Origin of the sequence: Proteus hauseri, from assembly GCF_040139125.1 — a bacterium.
In the GTDB taxonomy this organism is placed as follows: Bacteria; Pseudomonadota; Gammaproteobacteria; order Enterobacterales; family Enterobacteriaceae; genus Proteus; species Proteus hauseri_B.
Genome location: NZ_JBEEUB010000001.1, coordinates 325,057 through 341,210, shown reverse-complemented (window position 1 = coordinate 341,210; position 16,154 = coordinate 325,057). Strand labels below are relative to the sequence as shown.

General features: G+C 38.3%; 13 protein-coding genes. 10 read left to right on the top strand and 3 right to left on the bottom strand.

Going from position 1 to position 16,154, the window contains the following annotated elements; all coding sequences use genetic code 11:
* The first annotated feature begins 122 nt into the window (after window positions 1-122).
* The 6 genes from oppA to ABN099_RS01490 all read left to right on the top strand — a co-directional run bounded on the left by oppA (window position 123) and on the right by ABN099_RS01490 (window position 6,808).
* The gene (gene oppA, locus ABN099_RS01515; protein WP_349461922.1) at window positions 123-1,760 is read left to right on the top strand and encodes an oligopeptide ABC transporter substrate-binding protein OppA; all 1,638 of its coding nucleotides are present in this window, start codon (window positions 123-125) and stop codon (window positions 1,758-1,760) included.
* 80 nt (window positions 1,761-1,840) lie between these two features.
* On the top strand, window positions 1,841-2,761 hold the full coding sequence (gene oppB, locus ABN099_RS01510; protein WP_349461921.1) for an oligopeptide ABC transporter permease OppB: 921 nt from the start codon (window positions 1,841-1,843) through the stop codon (window positions 2,759-2,761).
* A gap of 18 nt (window positions 2,762-2,779) precedes the next feature.
* On the top strand, window positions 2,780-3,688 hold the full coding sequence (gene oppC, locus ABN099_RS01505; protein ID WP_349461920.1) for an oligopeptide ABC transporter permease OppC: 909 nt from the start codon (window positions 2,780-2,782) through the stop codon (window positions 3,686-3,688).
* Window positions 3,689-3,698: 10 nt separating this feature from the next.
* Entirely contained in the window at window positions 3,699-4,682 is a 984-nt protein-coding gene (locus ABN099_RS01500) for an ABC transporter ATP-binding protein (RefSeq protein WP_349461919.1), read from the top strand.
* Window positions 4,679-5,686, top strand: a complete 1,008-nt coding sequence (gene oppF, locus ABN099_RS01495; RefSeq protein ID WP_349461918.1) for a murein tripeptide/oligopeptide ABC transporter ATP binding protein OppF — start codon at window positions 4,679-4,681, stop codon at window positions 5,684-5,686. Before ABN099_RS01500 ends, oppF begins: the two co-directional genes overlap by 4 nt.
* A 222-nt stretch (window positions 5,687-5,908) precedes the next feature.
* On the top strand, window positions 5,909-6,808 hold the full coding sequence (locus ABN099_RS01490; RefSeq protein WP_349461917.1) for an endonuclease/exonuclease/phosphatase family protein: 900 nt from the start codon (window positions 5,909-5,911) through the stop codon (window positions 6,806-6,808).
* 115 nt (window positions 6,809-6,923) lie between these two features.
* Here ABN099_RS01490 and ABN099_RS01485 read toward each other — a convergent pair whose 3' ends face one another.
* Together ABN099_RS01485 and ABN099_RS01480 are read right to left on the bottom strand one after the other, a co-directional pair.
* The gene (locus tag ABN099_RS01485; RefSeq protein WP_349461916.1) at window positions 6,924-8,081 is read right to left on the bottom strand and encodes a pyridoxal phosphate-dependent aminotransferase; all 1,158 of its coding nucleotides are present in this window, start codon (window positions 8,079-8,081) and stop codon (window positions 6,924-6,926) included.
* Window positions 8,082-8,224: 143 nt separating this feature from the next.
* Window positions 8,225-9,112 (bottom strand): LysR family transcriptional regulator, encoded by an 888-nt coding sequence (locus tag ABN099_RS01480; protein ID WP_349461915.1) that lies wholly within the window; start codon window positions 9,110-9,112, stop codon window positions 8,225-8,227.
* A gap of 191 nt (window positions 9,113-9,303) precedes the next feature.
* On the opposite strand from ABN099_RS01480, the gene ABN099_RS01475 reads away from it, so the two are divergent.
* Window positions 9,304-9,918, top strand: a complete 615-nt coding sequence (locus ABN099_RS01475) for a LysE family translocator (RefSeq protein ID WP_349461914.1) — start codon at window positions 9,304-9,306, stop codon at window positions 9,916-9,918.
* A gap of 55 nt (window positions 9,919-9,973) precedes the next feature.
* Here the strand turns inward: ABN099_RS01475 and ABN099_RS01470 are convergent, their stop codons facing one another.
* The gene (locus ABN099_RS01470; protein ID WP_349461913.1) at window positions 9,974-12,016 is read right to left on the bottom strand and encodes a choline transporter; all 2,043 of its coding nucleotides are present in this window, start codon (window positions 12,014-12,016) and stop codon (window positions 9,974-9,976) included.
* A gap of 210 nt (window positions 12,017-12,226) precedes the next feature.
* On the opposite strand from ABN099_RS01470, the gene betI reads away from it, so the two are divergent.
* From betI to betA, 3 genes are read left to right on the top strand one after another with little or no spacing between them, the layout of a single operon-like run.
* Entirely contained in the window at window positions 12,227-12,829 is a 603-nt protein-coding gene (gene betI, locus ABN099_RS01465; protein ID WP_349461912.1) for a transcriptional regulator BetI, read from the top strand.
* Between the two features lie 23 nt (window positions 12,830-12,852).
* Entirely contained in the window at window positions 12,853-14,328 is a 1,476-nt protein-coding gene (gene betB / locus ABN099_RS01460) for a betaine-aldehyde dehydrogenase (RefSeq protein WP_349461911.1), read from the top strand.
* A 38-nt stretch (window positions 14,329-14,366) separates the two neighbouring features.
* Window positions 14,367-16,037, top strand: coding sequence for a choline dehydrogenase (gene betA, locus ABN099_RS01455; RefSeq protein WP_349461910.1), 1,671 nt, complete (start codon window positions 14,367-14,369; stop codon window positions 16,035-16,037).
* The last annotated feature ends 117 nt before the right edge of the window (window positions 16,038-16,154 follow it).

Here is a 16,154-nt window from a genome sequence, read left to right as displayed (position 1 = left end):
GTAATAAAATTGAAGTATTTATTGTAAAACAATAAGTTGTGCAAAACGTTCTAAAAGCACAACAGTAACATCACAGAAGGGTTGTTAAACAACCTGCTCACTAACTGGGAGTATTTTATAAAATGATAAAATTAAATAAAAAGAGTGCGCTAGCAATTGCGATTAGCGCAGTTGTTGGCTTAGCTGCGATTAATGCGAATGCGGCTGTTGTTCCTGATGGTGTAAAACTCGCTGAAAAACAAGTATTTGTGCGTAACAATGGTTCAGAGCCACAATCACTTGATCCACATAAAATTGAAGGTGTGCCTGAGGCTGCACTCGCGCGTGATCTATTTGAAGGGATCACGATTGTTGGACCTGATGGCGAAATTTTACCGGGTTCTGCAACAAGTTGGGAAAACAAAGACTTTACTGTTTGGACTTTCAAAATTCGTGAAGGTGCCAAATGGTCTAATGGTGAGCCTGTTACCGCTCAAGACTTTGTTTATAGCTGGCAACGTTTAGCCGATCCTAACACTGCATCTCCTTATGAGAGCTATTTACAATATGCGCATATCGTCAATATTGATGACATTATTGCGGGTAAAAAGAAAGCAACAGAACTGGGTGTAAAAGCATTAGATAACAATACATTAGAGATTACGCTTTCAGAAGCTGTTCCTTATTTACCAAAATTACTGGCTCACTCCTCAATGTCACCAGTAAACCAAAAAGTGATTGAAAAATTTGGTGAGAAATGGACGCAACCTGCGAATTTTGTCGGTAATGGTGCTTTTGCACTGAAAGACTGGACTGTTAACGAACGAATTGTGTTAGAGCGTAGCCCAACGTATTGGGACAATAAAAATACCGTTATCGATAAAGTCACTTTCTTACCTATCTCTTCTGAAGTTACCGATGTAAACCGCTATCGTGCGGGTGAAATCGATATGACTTATAGCAATTTACCGATTGAATTTTTTCAAAAACTGAAAAAAGAGATCCCTAATGAGCTGCGTGTAAGCCCTTATTTATGTACTTATTATTATGAAATTAATAATGAGAAAGCGCCTTTCAACGATCCTCGTGTACGTGAAGCACTTAAGCTCTCCATGGACAGAGATATCATTACTTATAAAGTAAAAAATCAAGGTGATATCCCCGCTTATGGCTTTACTCCACCCTTTACTGATGGCATTAAAGAGAAACAACCAGAGTGGTTTGCATCTTGGACACAAGAGCAACGTAACGAAAGAGCACGTCAGTTGCTAGAAGAAGCGGGTTACAACAAAGCGAACCCACTGAAATTTAAGCTGCTCTATAACACCTCTGATTTACATAAAAAAGTGGCAATTGCGGCATCTTCAATCTGGAAGAAAAACCTAGGTGCTGATGTTTCCTTAGAAAACCAAGAGTGGAAAACATTCTTAGATACCCGTCACCAAGGGACTTATGATGTTGCGCGTGCAGGTTGGTGTGCAGATTATAACGAACCTTCTTCATTCTTAAATATGATGCTGTCTTACAGCAGTAATAATACCGTTCACTATAAAAACAAAGAATTTGATGCATTAATCAAAGAGTCATTACGTGTTAAATCTGATGATGAACGTGCTGATATCTACCAAAAAGCAGAAGGCGTATTGGATAAAGACTCAGCGATTGTTCCACTTTACTATTATGTGAATACCCGCTTAGTTAAGCCTTATGTGGGTGGTTACTCAGGTAAAGATCCATTAGATAACGTACATACTAAAGATTTGTACATTATAGCCAAGTAATCGGGCGAGACCTTGCTTATTAACTAGGTAAGGTCTTTTTATCGTCACGCCTGAATAGGTTTGTGTTATAGGAACGGGCAATGCTCAAATTTATTTTTCGTCGCTTTTTAGAAGCGATACCGACTCTATTTATTCTAATAACGATTTCGTTTTTCATGATGCGTTTAGCACCCGGTAGCCCTTTTACTGGGGAGAGAAAACTGCCGCCAGAGGTAATGGCAAATATTGAAGCGAAATATCACTTAAACGATCCCATTTACAAACAATACTTCGATTATCTGATCCAGTTATCGAAAGGGGATTTAGGACCTTCTTTTAAATATAAAGACTACAGTGTAAACACCTTAGTCGGTAAAGCATTCCCTGTTTCCGCTAAATTGGGACTTTCGGCATTTATTTTTGCGGTAATTTTTGGAGTGGGTGCCGGCGTGATAGCCGCACTGAATCAAAATACCAAATGGGATTATACCGTCATGAGCTTTGCCATGACGGGGGTGGTAATACCGAGTTTTGTTGTGGCGCCGTTGCTGGTGCTTATTTTTGCCATCACTTTACGCTGGCTACCTGCAGGTGGTTGGAATGGTGGTCAAATTCAATATATGTTACTGCCAATGATTGCATTATCGCTCTCTTATATTGCCAGTATCTCTCGTATTACGCGTAGTTCAATGATTGAAATTTTGCATTCAAACTTTATCAGAACGGCAAAAGCCAAAGGCTTGCCGATGAGAAGAATTGTACTGCGCCATGCATTAAAACCTGCACTACTGCCCGTTATCTCTTATATGGGACCTGCATTTGTGGGAATTATTACGGGCTCTATGGTCATTGAAACTATCTTCGGGCTTCCTGGTATTGGGCAATTGTTTGTTAATGGTGCGCTAAACCGTGACTATTCATTGGTATTAAGCTTAACCATTATCGTTGGTGCATTAACGATTTTCTTTAATGCCATTGTCGATATTTTATATGCTGTTATTGACCCGAAAATTCGTTATTAAGAGACACTGGAGCACGTTATGCTATCACTGAAGGAAAACAGCGAAGCTCTGGGAAATTTCTCTGAGCAGCTAGATATTGAAGGCCGTAGTTTATGGCAAGATGCCCGACGTCGTTTTATGCACAATAAAGCAGCAATTACGAGTCTGGTATTACTTTTTTGTATTTTATTATTTGTGATCTTTGCCCCGATGTTATCGCCTTTTGTTTATGATGATACCGATTGGGAAATGATGTCGATGGCACCTGATTTTGCATCGTCGCACTATTTTGGTACTGATTCATCAGGACGTGATTTACTGGTTCGTGTTGCTATTGGTGGTCGTATTTCATTGATGGTGGGTATCGCTGCTGCTTTTGTCGCTGTTATTGTGGGAACACTGTATGGCGCAATGGCGGGTTATATTGGCGGTCGTACAGACTCTATTATGATGCGTCTACTTGAAATCTTAAACTCATTCCCATTTATGTTCTTTGTTATCTTACTTGTGACCTTCTTTGGGCAAAATATTTTACTGATATTTGTGGCGATAGGTATGGTCTCTTGGTTGGATATGGCGCGTATTGTAAGGGGACAAACGCTGAGTTTAAAACGTAAAGAGTTTATTGAAGCCGCGTTAGTTTGTGGCGTTTCATCACGCAATATCGTATTAAGACATATTGTTCCTAACGTATTAGGTGTTGTGGTTGTTTATGCCTCTTTATTAGTACCAAGTATGATCCTATTTGAATCATTCTTAAGCTTTTTAGGTTTAGGAACGCAAGAGCCATTAAGTAGTTGGGGCGCATTATTAAGTGATGGTGCAAACTCAATGGAAGTTTCTCCTTGGTTATTACTTTTCCCTGCGGTGTTCTTAGTTATCACGCTATTTTGCTTTAACTTTATTGGCGATGGCTTACGTGACGCATTAGACCCGAAAGATCGTTAAGGAGAACAAGATGACAACGACAAATAAATCACTATTAAGTGTTAAAGATCTTTCAGTCACCTTTGCTACATCAGACGGTGATGTAACGGCGGTAAACAAGCTTAACTTTGAACTATCCGCAGGTGAAACATTAGGTATTGTGGGTGAATCAGGTTCTGGTAAATCACAGACCGCTTTTGCTTTAATGGGGTTACTTGCCAAAAATGGTCGTACTGCGGGCAGTGCGAACTTTAACGGTCGTGAGATATTAAATTTACGTCAAAGTGAATTTAATAAGATGCGAGCTGAAGAGATATCAATGATATTTCAAGATCCCATGACATCACTAAACCCTTATATGAAAGTGGGTCCACAACTTATTGAAGTGCTAATGCTTCATAAAGGTATGAGTAAAAATGATGCTTATGCTGAGTCTGTGAGAATGTTAGATGCGGTTAAAATGCCTGAAGCACATAAACGTATGAGTATGTATCCTCATGAATTTTCAGGAGGAATGCGTCAACGTGTAATGATTGCAATGGCACTATTATGCAAACCTAAATTACTCATCGCCGATGAACCGACCACCGCGCTCGATGTTACTGTTCAAGCGCAAATCATGACGCTACTTAACGAGTTAAAAACAGACCTTAATACTGCAATCATCATGATAACTCATGACCTTGGCGTGGTAGCGGGTATCTGCGATAAAGTTTTAGTTATGTATGCAGGGCGCACGATGGAATATGGCAGTGCTCGCAATATCTTTTACGAGCCAACGCATCCTTACTCTATTGGGTTATTACAGGCAGTTCCGCGATTAGATGGTGAAGATGATCGCTTAGCGACCATTCCGGGTAATCCTCCTAACCTATTGCGTTTACCTAAAGGATGCCCATTCCAACCTCGTTGTCAGTATGCAGTAGAGAAATGTGTAAACTGCGAGCCACAGCTAGACCAATTTGGACAAGGACGATTACGTGCCTGCTTTAAAGCGGTGGAGGAGTTAGTATGACCCAGACCACATTACAAGATAGAAAAGTCATTCTTGAAGTGAATGATTTAAAAGTTTATTTCGAAGTACAAGATAATAAACAGTGGTTCTGGAAACCCAAGAAAAGCCTTAAAGCTGTCGATGGCGTCACTTTGCGTTTATATGAAGGTGAAACATTAGGGGTTGTTGGTGAATCAGGTTGTGGTAAATCTACCTTTGCTCGTGCCATTATCGGCTTAGTTAAAGCCTCTGGCGGAACGGTATCTTGGTTAGGTAATGACTTACTGGGCATGGGGAATAAACAGTGGCGAGAAATTCGCCAAGATATTCAAATGATTTTCCAAGATCCACTCGCGTCATTAAATCCAAGAATGACCATTGGCGATATTATTGCGGAGCCACTTAAAACCTATCAGCCTAAAATGAAACAAACAGAAGTGGTTGAGAAAGTAAAAGCAATGATGATGCGAGTCGGATTATTGCCAAACTTAATTAACCGCTATCCTCATGAGTTCTCAGGAGGACAATGCCAACGTATTGGTATTGCGCGAGCATTAATTTTAGAACCAAAATTGGTTATCTGTGATGAGCCGGTTTCTGCATTGGATGTTTCTATTCAAGCACAGGTTGTTAACTTGCTTAAAGATATCCAAAAAGAGATGGGATTATCCCTTATCTTTATTGCCCATGACCTTGCTGTGGTTAAACATATCTCAGATCGTGTATTAGTGATGTATTTAGGGCATGCCGTTGAACTGGGTACTTATGATGAGGTTTATCATCATCCATTACATCCTTATACCAAAGCATTAATGTCAGCGGTGCCAATTCCTGATCCCGATAAAGAGCGCAATAAGCATATTGACCTATTAGAAGGTGAATTACCGTCACCGATTAATCCACCTTCAGGATGCATCTTCCGTACACGTTGTCCTATGGCAGATGAAGAGTGCGCCAAAACACGACCGTTGTTAGAGGGAAGTTTCCGCCATGCTGTATCGTGCTTAAAAGTGGATCCGCTTTAATGCTAATGTAATCGTATTTAAATAAAATCACCGATGCCTGGAATATATTCAGGCATTTTTTTAGCTAAAATAAAAGTGATTATATAACACAATAATATTTAGCTTTTGGTTCATTTTTCGTATCTCGAAATAACTTTGTGGTTTGTATCACGGTGTTATATTTTCAATGTGGTAGTTTATTATTGAACATAAAAACATCACATTTTATTTATCGGGGAAAATATGAGAAAAAATATTCTTTCAGTTTTGATTAGCTCAAGTGTGTTGCTTTCTGCTGCTGTAATGGCAAATACCACCGGTTCTGAAATATTAGCGGTACAATCAGGTGGAACACCAGACAAAGTGTATCAAACCAATAAGCCTACGATTAAAATAGCCACTTACAACATTGGTAAAAATGAAGTATCAGCCGATGTCACTAATTTTGATAAACTTAGCCAAGCAATTAAAAATATAGATGCTGATGTTATTGTTGTGACTGAAGTAGATAATAAAACGGCTCGTAGTAAAAATATTGACCAACTAGGTGTATTAGCTAAAGCCAACAATATGCATTTTGCGTTTGGTAAAGCATTAGATTTTGATGGCGGGCAATATGGTGTAGGAATTTTATCAAAATATAATATTGATAAATCACAAGTTGTGAATTTACCTTCAGGTGATGCAGAGCAACGTATTGTTTTATTATCGCAAATTACTAAACCAGGCTTTGATGCACCTATTATTATTATGGGAACGCATCTAGATTGGCAAAAAGATCCAACCATTCGCATTGGGCAAGTAAGACATATTTTAGATGCTGCGATAGGCGATACTGAAACGGGTTTTGACAATATTCCAACTTCAATCAAGCTTCTTGCTGGTGATTTTAACTCTACGGCAAATGAACAGCCTATTCAGGAAATCCGCTATTTTTGGAACCCAGTAGAAAAACAGGGTATGGATTATAGAAGCTGGCCAGCAATTAATCCTGCTATTGATATCGACCATATTTTCACCTTTAAAGGACAGGTTTGGGATGTGAAAAGTATGGAAATTCCTAAAGACTCTGCAAAATTCAAATGGTCAGATGCCAGTGATCACCTGCCAGTTATTGCAGAATTAGAATTACAAGAGCAGTAATATTTTCGTCATTATTTTGCTATTACTCATAAATAAAAACGCCTTTGATAGAACAATAATGTAATCAAAGGCGTTATTTCTGTTTTATTAAAACGAGCAATAAATTAGCGAAAGATTAAATCCAACCTTTAGCGCGAAACGCTTTTAAGGTTGCGACAAAATAGCTCATCTCTTCGGGTGTTCCTAGCGTTAAACGGCTCCAACCATAGGCTGGTGGAAATTCACGACCTACCATAATATAGGCATCTTTCATTCTATTTTGATAGGTTTTTACATCGCCTTTTACTTTATGGAAAATAAAGTTGGCATGAGAAGGAGCATATTCAATTTGTAATTCATTTAATGTATCAACCACCATTTGGCGCGATACATCAATAGATTTACGGCTATATTCTACAAATGCATGATCATTTAATGACGCTAATGCGGCAACAGCACCGGCGGTATTAGTGTTATCGATAGAAACAAAGGTATCAATATCTTCAATGATTTCAGGTGCGGCAATACCATAGCCGACACGAAGACCCGCTAACGCATAAATTTTTGAGAATGTACGGGCGACAATTAGATTTTTATGACCTTCTTGGACTAATTTAATTGCACTGGTAAATTCAGGTGTAGATATAAATTCAGCGTAGGCTTCATCAATAATAAAAAATACGTTCTCTTTCGCTGATGTAATCCAATTAGTAAGAGGCGCGGTTGGCGTTAAAGTCGCAGTCGGATTATTAGGATTACATAAATAGATCATGCTAATTCCATCAAATTCATCAGCTTTTTTCTGCATGGTATTTAAATCAAAAGCTAATTTTTCATCGACTGGGATCTTAACGATATTTACCCCCAAAGGTGCTGCATAGAGTTCGGCATAATTAAAAGTAGGATCAGGCACAATAAGCTGAACCGCTTTCTGCTCTTTTTGTCCTTTATTCGCAACATATTGTACAGCTGCTTGAATGGTCTCTGATGAACCGTTCCCTAAGGTAATATGTTTGTCTGATAGCGTAAAGGTTTTACCTAACTCGCTAATTAATGCACTACGTGCATCATCAGGGTAGCGAAATGCATTAGGTAATGCATCGATAATCGCCTGTTTAGCTTTAGGCGACATACCTAAAGAATTTTCATTAAAGTTTAATAGCAGCGGATTTTCTGCATTAAATACTAATTTATTACTGAGTTTCTCATTAGCATAAGCAGAACTAACGAAAGAGCTTAATGATAAACCACCAATCACTAAGCTTGATGACGTTAAGAATGAACGACGATTCATGTAATGTTTCCCAAGTGAATTATTTTACATTTTATTAGTTTGTATAGATTACTAAAAAAAAATATAAAGTAAATAAATATGATAAAAAAATAACTAAATATTCACTTAGTGGCATCGTTGTTTTTTAGGTTACATTGTGTCGGTTACTTTATTTGAGGTGCCAATAAATTTTCTGTCTCTTTTAAACACACCGCTATTTCTGCGGTAAGCCAAATTTTAAATTTGTCTTGCTTAGTGTTGGGGATAACTTCAGAAGGAGAGAGTAAATAGTAGCTAGAGTTATCTTTAATAAAGCCATTTATTGTCGTTAATTGCTGATTTTTAAGTTCATCTTGAACCATCAGAAAAGAGGCGATAGTTACACCTAATCCTGCTTGTGCGGCTTGTAGTGCAAGGTAAAAATGTTCATATTGGCTTTTTTCTGTGCTGATAAGTTGCATGCCAGAATAACGACTCCAATCAAACCATGCTTGCGGACGTGATAACGTTGACAGCTGTTTAATTGAGTGATTTTTTATTGGCTGATGGGTGACTGCTGCAATCTGTTCATCACAGACTTTAACTGCATAAATATTCTTATTCCAATGAAAGTCATCTCGCCTAAAAGCTAAATCAACGCCTTCCTTATTAAAATCAATGGGACCGCCTGCGGCAACTAAATGCAGGGTGATTTCAGGATATTGGGCATAAAAAGAAGCAAGACGAGGAATAAGCCATTTCATTGCAATTGTTGGCTCACAAGAGACGACTAGAACATTATCACTTATTGGTGAACGCAAATGTGTAATTGTATCTTCAAGTTGCTCAAAAATAGCTGAAGTTGTTTTATATAAATAGCGTCCCGCCGCGTTGAGATAAACAGCGCGATTTCGACGTTCAAATAACGGTACGCCAAGTTCTTCTTCTAATAAACGTATTTGCCTACTGACTGCACTATGAGTCACATGAAGTTGTTCGGCAGCGTTTACAAAACTGCCTGTCTGCGCTGCGCTATTAAAAAAACGTAATGAACTTAATGAAGGCATTGTCATAAAAGTTAACCATAAATAGACGATGAAAAGTAACAGATATCCTGCAAGATAAATCGCTTTTTATTTTTGGTCAAGTTTGCAAAATAAGGGGTGTTGAGTGAGTTTAATCGATTATTTTTTTAATAAAAAAATCTATTTTATGTCACTTTTTATTACTTATAATTGATCTGGAAATAAGAGCAAGGAATACAATGAGCGAGCTAATAGCAGTTGCGATGATAACAGTACTAGCAGTGATAAGCCCGGGACCTGATTTTGCCATGGTGACAAAAAACAGTTATTCCTATGGCGTAAAAACGGGTTTGCTTACTGCATTTGGTATTGCGATGGGGGTGCAAGTCCATGTGTTTTACACAGTATTTGGGCTTTCATTTGTTATTGCAGATTCACCCACGCTTTTTTTGCTAATAAAACTTGTTGGTGTGGGATATTTAATTTATTTAGGTTTTAAGTCGCTGACAAATAAAACGCAGCTAACAATAGAAAATTCAGCCAGTATGATGCCGACAAATGTTCAAGCATTACGTGTGGGTTTTTTAACTAATGCCTTGAATCCTAAAACAATGCTTTTTGTTATTGCACTTTATACACAGGTCGTTAATTTAAGTAATCCTCTCTGGCAAAATTTCACTTATGGTATATTTATTTCATTTGCTCATTGGGCATGGTTTAGTTGTGTTGCACTGTTTTTCTCAACGCCAATATTGCGGGCTAAAATACTCTCTCAACAAAAAATCGCAGATAGAGTTATTGGCGCATTATTAATTATTTTAGCAATGGGATTGCTGTTTGTTTCAGTGAAATAAAGCAATTATTATAAAGGGAGATAATGACGTTATCTCCCTTTATTCTTAACTGTAATTAGTTTGATTCTGGAAAAGTAAGTGTTGCACCAGGGGCTTCACGACTAAGATGAATAAAGTTTAGGTGTTTTTCGTACTGATCTAATATATCGCTAATGACTTGCTCTTTGGTGTAGTCCATTAAATCATTACCTTGAGAACCTTCCCATAGATATGTTTCTAAACGATAATAATGAGATTTCCCTCTTCGCGCTCGATAAGTAAAAGCAGGAACAGAGTACTTTTGTGGCCATATTTGATAAATAAAGTTTTGCTCTTGACCTAAATCAACCACTAATTCTAAATGATGTAAACGTTCGTTATCTTCAATTGGATAATAATTGAACTCAACTTTAGCATCCCGCAGTAATAACTCATGAGCAACATCTTGCATTGCTGGCATACAGATTAAATCTACCATACGTTGTGTATATGTTGTGCCTGGGAAATTCATTACACGACCTAAGCGCTGTTTCCAATTCATCGTGGTATTACCATAAAGCGGTGCAGGTGCATTTGTATTTAATGAACTTACTCGTCTAAAGTCTTCCACTTTTAATGATTTATATAGTCCGAACATAATAAAGAAAATCACAAAGCTAAAAGGGAGTCCCATTATTACAGTGGTATTTTGTAATGTAGAAATGCCATCTGCCATTAACATTCCTAATGTTAATAAACCAATTGCAATAGACCAAAAAATACGTAACCAATTGGGTGCATCGTTATTAATATCACTTAATTGAGAGGTGAAATTACCCAATACTAATGAGCCTGAATCAGCAGAGGTTACATAAAATAATAGACCCGTAATGGTTGCGATAGACGCGGTTAAGCCAAACCCAGGATAGAGTTCTAATAATGAATAAAAGCCTTTTTCAGGAGATGCTAATACGGTTTGTGCAAATTCTGTATTACCGTGAATAACTTCATACAATGCGCTATTACCAAAAATAGAAAGCCATAATAATGTAAATACGAAAGGGATTATGAGCGTACCCATAACAAATTGGCGAATAGTTCTACCTCGTGAAATACGAGCTAAAAACAAACCGACAAAAGGAGACCATGCAACCCACCAAGCCCAGAAAAAGAGTGTCCAACTATTCATCCAATCAGTTGGTCTATCAAAGGCAAAGCTATTTAATGTCATACCTAAAAAGCGATTTACATAATCACCGACGTTTAACACTAGCGCATTTAATAAAAACTCCGTATCACCAGCAAATAAAATAAATAGAATCAAACCTAGTGCCAATAAAACATTAAGCTCAGATAATATTCTGATCCCTTTATTAACACCTGAAGTTGCTGAAATAACTGCCATAATGACGGAAAGTAAAATTAATCCCCCTTGAACAGCAAGACCTTGGGGCAAATCAAATAATACTTTTAATCCATAATTTAGTTGTACAACACCTATTCCTAATGTTGTGGCGATACCAAAAATAGTACCAAGCACGGCAGCAATATCAACAGTATGCCCAATAGGACCGTAAATACGTTGACCAAAGATGGGATAAAGTGCAGAACGTATGGTAAGAGGTAAGTTATAGCGATAACTAAAATAGCCTAATGCAATGCCAATTAATGCGTACATAGCCCAGCCCGTCAGGCCATAGTGGAATAAAGTCCAAACCATCGACTGACGGGCTGCTTCTATTGTCTCACCTTCGCCTGTCGGCGGTAGCATATATTGAGTAATAGGTTCAGCTACAGAGAAAAACATTAAATCAATGCCGATACCTGCGGCAAATAACATTGCTGACCAACTTAACATACTAAATTCTGGCTTAGATTGTTCAGGACCTAATTTTATATTTCCAAAACGAGAAGTGGCGATAAATATCACAAAAACAATATATAAAGTTGCTGCTAATAAATAGTACCAACCAAAGGTTTTTGATACCCATCCAAGGGTTGCAACAATCCATTCATTTGCAGTGTCAGTCATTAAAATAGTGAAGAAAGAAAACGCTAAAATAAGCGTTGCTGAAGCGAAAAAAACAACAGAATTTAGCTTATCTTTCTGCGGTTTTTTTGTGCTGTTATGAGTTGTCATTAGCAATTCCAAAAAATTTATTTGTCTAGAAGTTAAAAGTTGCATTCTTTGCTAAATATATGAATTTATAGCAAAGATTCAAATTTTCACGAGTGTCCCCCTTTGCTAATTGTGAATTAATTGTGATAAACAATAGTTAATATTGATTGAATGTTCAATCAAAAAAACGTTTAATAAAAGTGTTCAATGTATTTTTTAGGTCTTGAAAATATGCCGAAGATAGGAATGCAATCGATACGTAAACAACAATTAATTCAGGCGACATTAGCGGTTATTAATGACGTTGGAATGCAAGAAGCAAGCATTGCCTTAATTGCCAGAAAAGCAGGCGTTTCAAATGGCATTATCAGCCACTATTTCCGTGATAAAAATGGTTTGCTAGAGGCAGCAATGCGCCATATTCAATATCAATTAGGTTTTGCTGTGGCGATTCGTTTAAGAATGTTAAGTGATGCAGAGCCCAAACAGCGTATTCAAGCCATTGTCGAGGGAAATTTTGATACTTCACAAATCAGTGAAGTGGCAATAAAAGCATGGCTCGCATTTTGGGCAAGTAGTATGCATCAGCCTAATTTAGGTCGTTTACAAAAAGTGAATGATAGACGACTTTATTCCAATTTAAGTTATGAATTTGGGCGTGTACTAGACAAAGATAAAGCGCGTTTAGCCGCGAAAGGTCTCGCTGCACTAATTGATGGTTTGTGGTTACGCAGTGCATTAAGTAATACACCCTTTTCACTGTCAGAAGCACAAATGATTACGAATGAATATATCGATATGCAACTGAATCAACGGAGTAATAGAAAGGCTTAAAAGCCAACGAAAAAGGAGAACCTATGGCGGATCCACAGTTACATAAGCTTTATATTCATGGTGGGTATGTAGATTGTGCTCAACCTGAATGTGCACCGTTCGAAACAATTAATCCGGCAACGGGTGATGTGATTGCATATTTGCAATCAGCAAGTGAAGAAGACATTAATTGGGCTGTCGAAAGTGCTAAACAAGGGCAGAAAATTTGGGCAGCAATGACCGCGATGGAACGCTCTCGAATTTTGCGTCGAGCAGTTGAAATTTTACGTGAACGTAATGATGAACTCGCTTATTTAGAGACTTTAGATACAGGTAAGCCATTTTCTGAAACGCGTTACGTTGATATTGTTACCGGTGCCGATGTTTTGGAATATTACGCGGGGCTCACTCCTGCACTTGAAGGTGAACAAATTCCACTACGAGAGACCTCTTTTGCTTATACACGGCGAGAGCCACTCGGTATTGTCGCAGGTATTGGCGCTTGGAATTATCCGATTCAAATCGCACTTTGGAAATCTGCACCTGCATTAGCCGCAGGTAATGCCATGATTTTCAAGCCAAGTGAAATGACGTCATTAACGGCACTAAAGCTTGCTGAGATTTACACCGATGCGGGTTTACCACAGGGTGTATTTAACGTAGTAACAGGCAAAGCAGATGTTGGACAATGGTTAACACAACACCCTGATATTGCAAAAATCTCTTTTACTGGGGGGATTGATACAGGTAAGAAAGTGATGGCGAATGCCTCTTCATCAAGTTTAAAAGACGTCACGATGGAACTTGGCGGAAAATCACCGTTAATTATTTTTGATGATGCTGATTTGGATGTTGCGGCAGATATTGCCATGATGGCGAATTTTTATAGTTCAGGGCAAGTATGCACTAATGGCACTCGTGTTTTTATTCCTGAAAAACTAAAAAAAGCGTTTGAGGCTAAAATAGTCCAGCGCGTTGCTCGTATTAGAGTTGGCTCTCCTCTTGAGATGGATACCAATTTTGGTCCATTAGTTAGCTTCTCTCATCTTGAAAAAGTCTTAAATTATATAGAAATAGGGAAAGAACAAGGGGCGAAAGTACTTTGTGGCGGTCATCGTTTATTAGAGGGTGACTTTGCACAGGGCGCTTATGTTGAACCCACCGTTTTCACTAATTGCACTGATGATATGAAAATCACACAAGACGAAATTTTTGGTCCAGTGATGAGTATTTTGAGCTATCAAACAGAGGATGAAGTGATTTCTCGTGCAAACAATAGCGTTTATGGCTTAGCCGCAGGTCTTGTTACTAAAGATTTAGCAACCGCACATCGTGTTATTCACCAATTAGAAGCAGGAATTTGTTGGATCAATACATGGGGCGAATCGCCAGCAGAAATGCCAGTTGGTGGTTATAAACACTCTGGTGTTGGTCGTGAGAACGGGTTGGTTACTCTGCAAAACTATACACAATTAAAATCTATTCAAATTGAACTTGGGGAGTTTACATCCGTTTTTTAATCCATTCTTTTTAAATGACTGAAACAGAGGAGATAACAATGGTCTATGACTACATTATTATCGGTGCTGGTTCAGCCGGTAACGTTCTTGCTACCCGCCTGACAGAAAATTCTGAAGTTACTGTGCTGCTCCTTGAAGCTGGAGGATCGGATTATCGATTCGATTTTCGCACACAAATGCCTGCGGCATTGGCTTATCCGTTACAGGGTAGACGCTATAATTGGGCTTATGAAACAGAACCTGAACCACAGATGAATAATCGACGCATGGAGTGTGGTCGAGGTAAAGGGCTGGGAGGCTCATCGTTGATTAATGGGATGTGCTATATCCGTGGTAATGCAATGGATTTTGATGGATGGGCTCAAATCCCTGGTCTTGAAGATTGGAACTATTTAAGTTGTTTACCTTATTTTCGAAAAGCAGAAACACGTAATACAGGGGCGAATGACTATCATGGTGATAAAGGACCTGTGAGTGTTACAACCCCGAAAACAGAGAATAATATTCTATTTCAAGCCATGATTGATGCCGGTGTACAAGCGGGATATCCCAGAACTGATGATCTTAATGGTTATCAGCAAGAAGGCTTTGGTCCAATGGATAGAACAGTAACACCTCAAGGTCGCCGAGCGAGTACAGCAAGAGGTTATCTTGACCAAGCTAAAAAGCGAAAAAACCTTACGATTGAAACACATGCAATAACTGATGTTATTGAGTTTGACGCTAAAAAAGCAACGGGTATTCGCTATTTTATAGGAACAAATAAAACACCTCGTTATGCCACTGCGCGCAAAGAAGTATTGCTATGTGCTGGCGCAATTGCCTCACCACAAATTCTACAGCGCTCGGGTATAGGGCCAAAAGAAGTTTTAAATCAATTCGATATTCCTATTGTGCATGAGTTGTCAGGTGTTGGGCAAAATTTACAAGATCACTTAGAAATGTATTTGCAATATGAATGCATACAACCTGTTTCGCTTTATCCTGCATTAAAATGGTATAACCAACCTAAAATTGGTGCGCAATGGCTATTCAAAGGAACGGGAATAGGGGCGAGTAACCAATTTGAAGCAGGTGGTTTTATCCGTTCTAGTGAAAAATTTGCGTGGCCTAATATTCAATTTCATTTTTTACCTGTCGCAATTAATTATAACGGTACTAATGCAGTTGAAGTTCATGGATTTCAAGCTCATGTAGGTTCAATGCGCTCACCAAGCCGAGGGCATGTAAAAATAACGTCTCGTGATCCACATCAACACCCTAGTATCTTGTTTAATTACATGTCTACAGAACAAGATTGGGAAGAGTTTAGAGCCGCTATTCGAATTACTCGAGAGATAATGGCTCAACCTGCATTAGATGCCTATCGAGGCGAAGAAATAAGCCCTGGCAAACATATTCAGAGCGATGAAGAACTTGACGCTTTTGTTAGAGAACGTGCAGAAACGGCATTTCATCCCTGTGGTACCTGCAAAATGGGGACTGATGATATGGCAGTAGTTGATGGTGAAGGGCGAGTATATGGTGTCGAAAATTTAAGAGTTATTGATGCGTCAATTATGCCTTTAATTATCACGGGAAATTTAAATGCGACAACGATTATGATTGCTGAAAAAATAGCAGACAAAGTAAAAGGTAATGACCCCTTGCCATCGAGCCAAGCTTGTTATTATAAGGCGAATGATACACCAGCAAGAAAGGTTATCTAGTTAAAAATGATTTAAGTTAGAGGAGCATAGCTCCTCTTTTTATATTAAAAAACGGTGTGCTCTTTCTATTATCAACTTTATTTCTGCCCCTTATTTCTAACCTTTTTAGATCTAAAT

What these genes read in the sequence shown, in the direction of transcription:
- oppA (WP_349461922.1), top strand. Translation starts at nt 123, where the DNA reads ATGATAAAATTAAATAAAAAGAGTGCGCTAGCAATTGCGATTAGCGCA.
- oppB (WP_349461921.1), top strand. Translation starts at nt 1,841, where the DNA reads ATGCTCAAATTTATTTTTCGTCGCTTTTTAGAAGCGATACCGACTCTA.
- oppC (WP_349461920.1), top strand. Translation starts at nt 2,780, where the DNA reads ATGCTATCACTGAAGGAAAACAGCGAAGCTCTGGGAAATTTCTCTGAG.
- ABN099_RS01500 (WP_349461919.1), top strand. Translation starts at nt 3,699, where the DNA reads ATGACAACGACAAATAAATCACTATTAAGTGTTAAAGATCTTTCAGTC.
- oppF (WP_349461918.1), top strand. Translation starts at nt 4,679, where the DNA reads ATGACCCAGACCACATTACAAGATAGAAAAGTCATTCTTGAAGTGAAT.
- ABN099_RS01490 (WP_349461917.1), top strand. Translation starts at nt 5,909, where the DNA reads ATGAGAAAAAATATTCTTTCAGTTTTGATTAGCTCAAGTGTGTTGCTT.
- ABN099_RS01485 (WP_349461916.1), bottom strand. Translation starts at nt 8,081, where the DNA reads ATGAATCGTCGTTCATTCTTAACGTCATCAAGCTTAGTGATTGGTGGT.
- ABN099_RS01480 (WP_349461915.1), bottom strand. Translation starts at nt 9,112, where the DNA reads ATGACAATGCCTTCATTAAGTTCATTACGTTTTTTTAATAGCGCAGCG.
- ABN099_RS01475 (WP_349461914.1), top strand. Translation starts at nt 9,304, where the DNA reads ATGAGCGAGCTAATAGCAGTTGCGATGATAACAGTACTAGCAGTGATA.
- ABN099_RS01470 (WP_349461913.1), bottom strand. Translation starts at nt 12,016, where the DNA reads ATGACAACTCATAACAGCACAAAAAAACCGCAGAAAGATAAGCTAAAT.
- betI (WP_349461912.1), top strand. Translation starts at nt 12,227, where the DNA reads ATGCCGAAGATAGGAATGCAATCGATACGTAAACAACAATTAATTCAG.
- betB (WP_349461911.1), top strand. Translation starts at nt 12,853, where the DNA reads ATGGCGGATCCACAGTTACATAAGCTTTATATTCATGGTGGGTATGTA.
- betA (WP_349461910.1), top strand. Translation starts at nt 14,367, where the DNA reads ATGGTCTATGACTACATTATTATCGGTGCTGGTTCAGCCGGTAACGTT.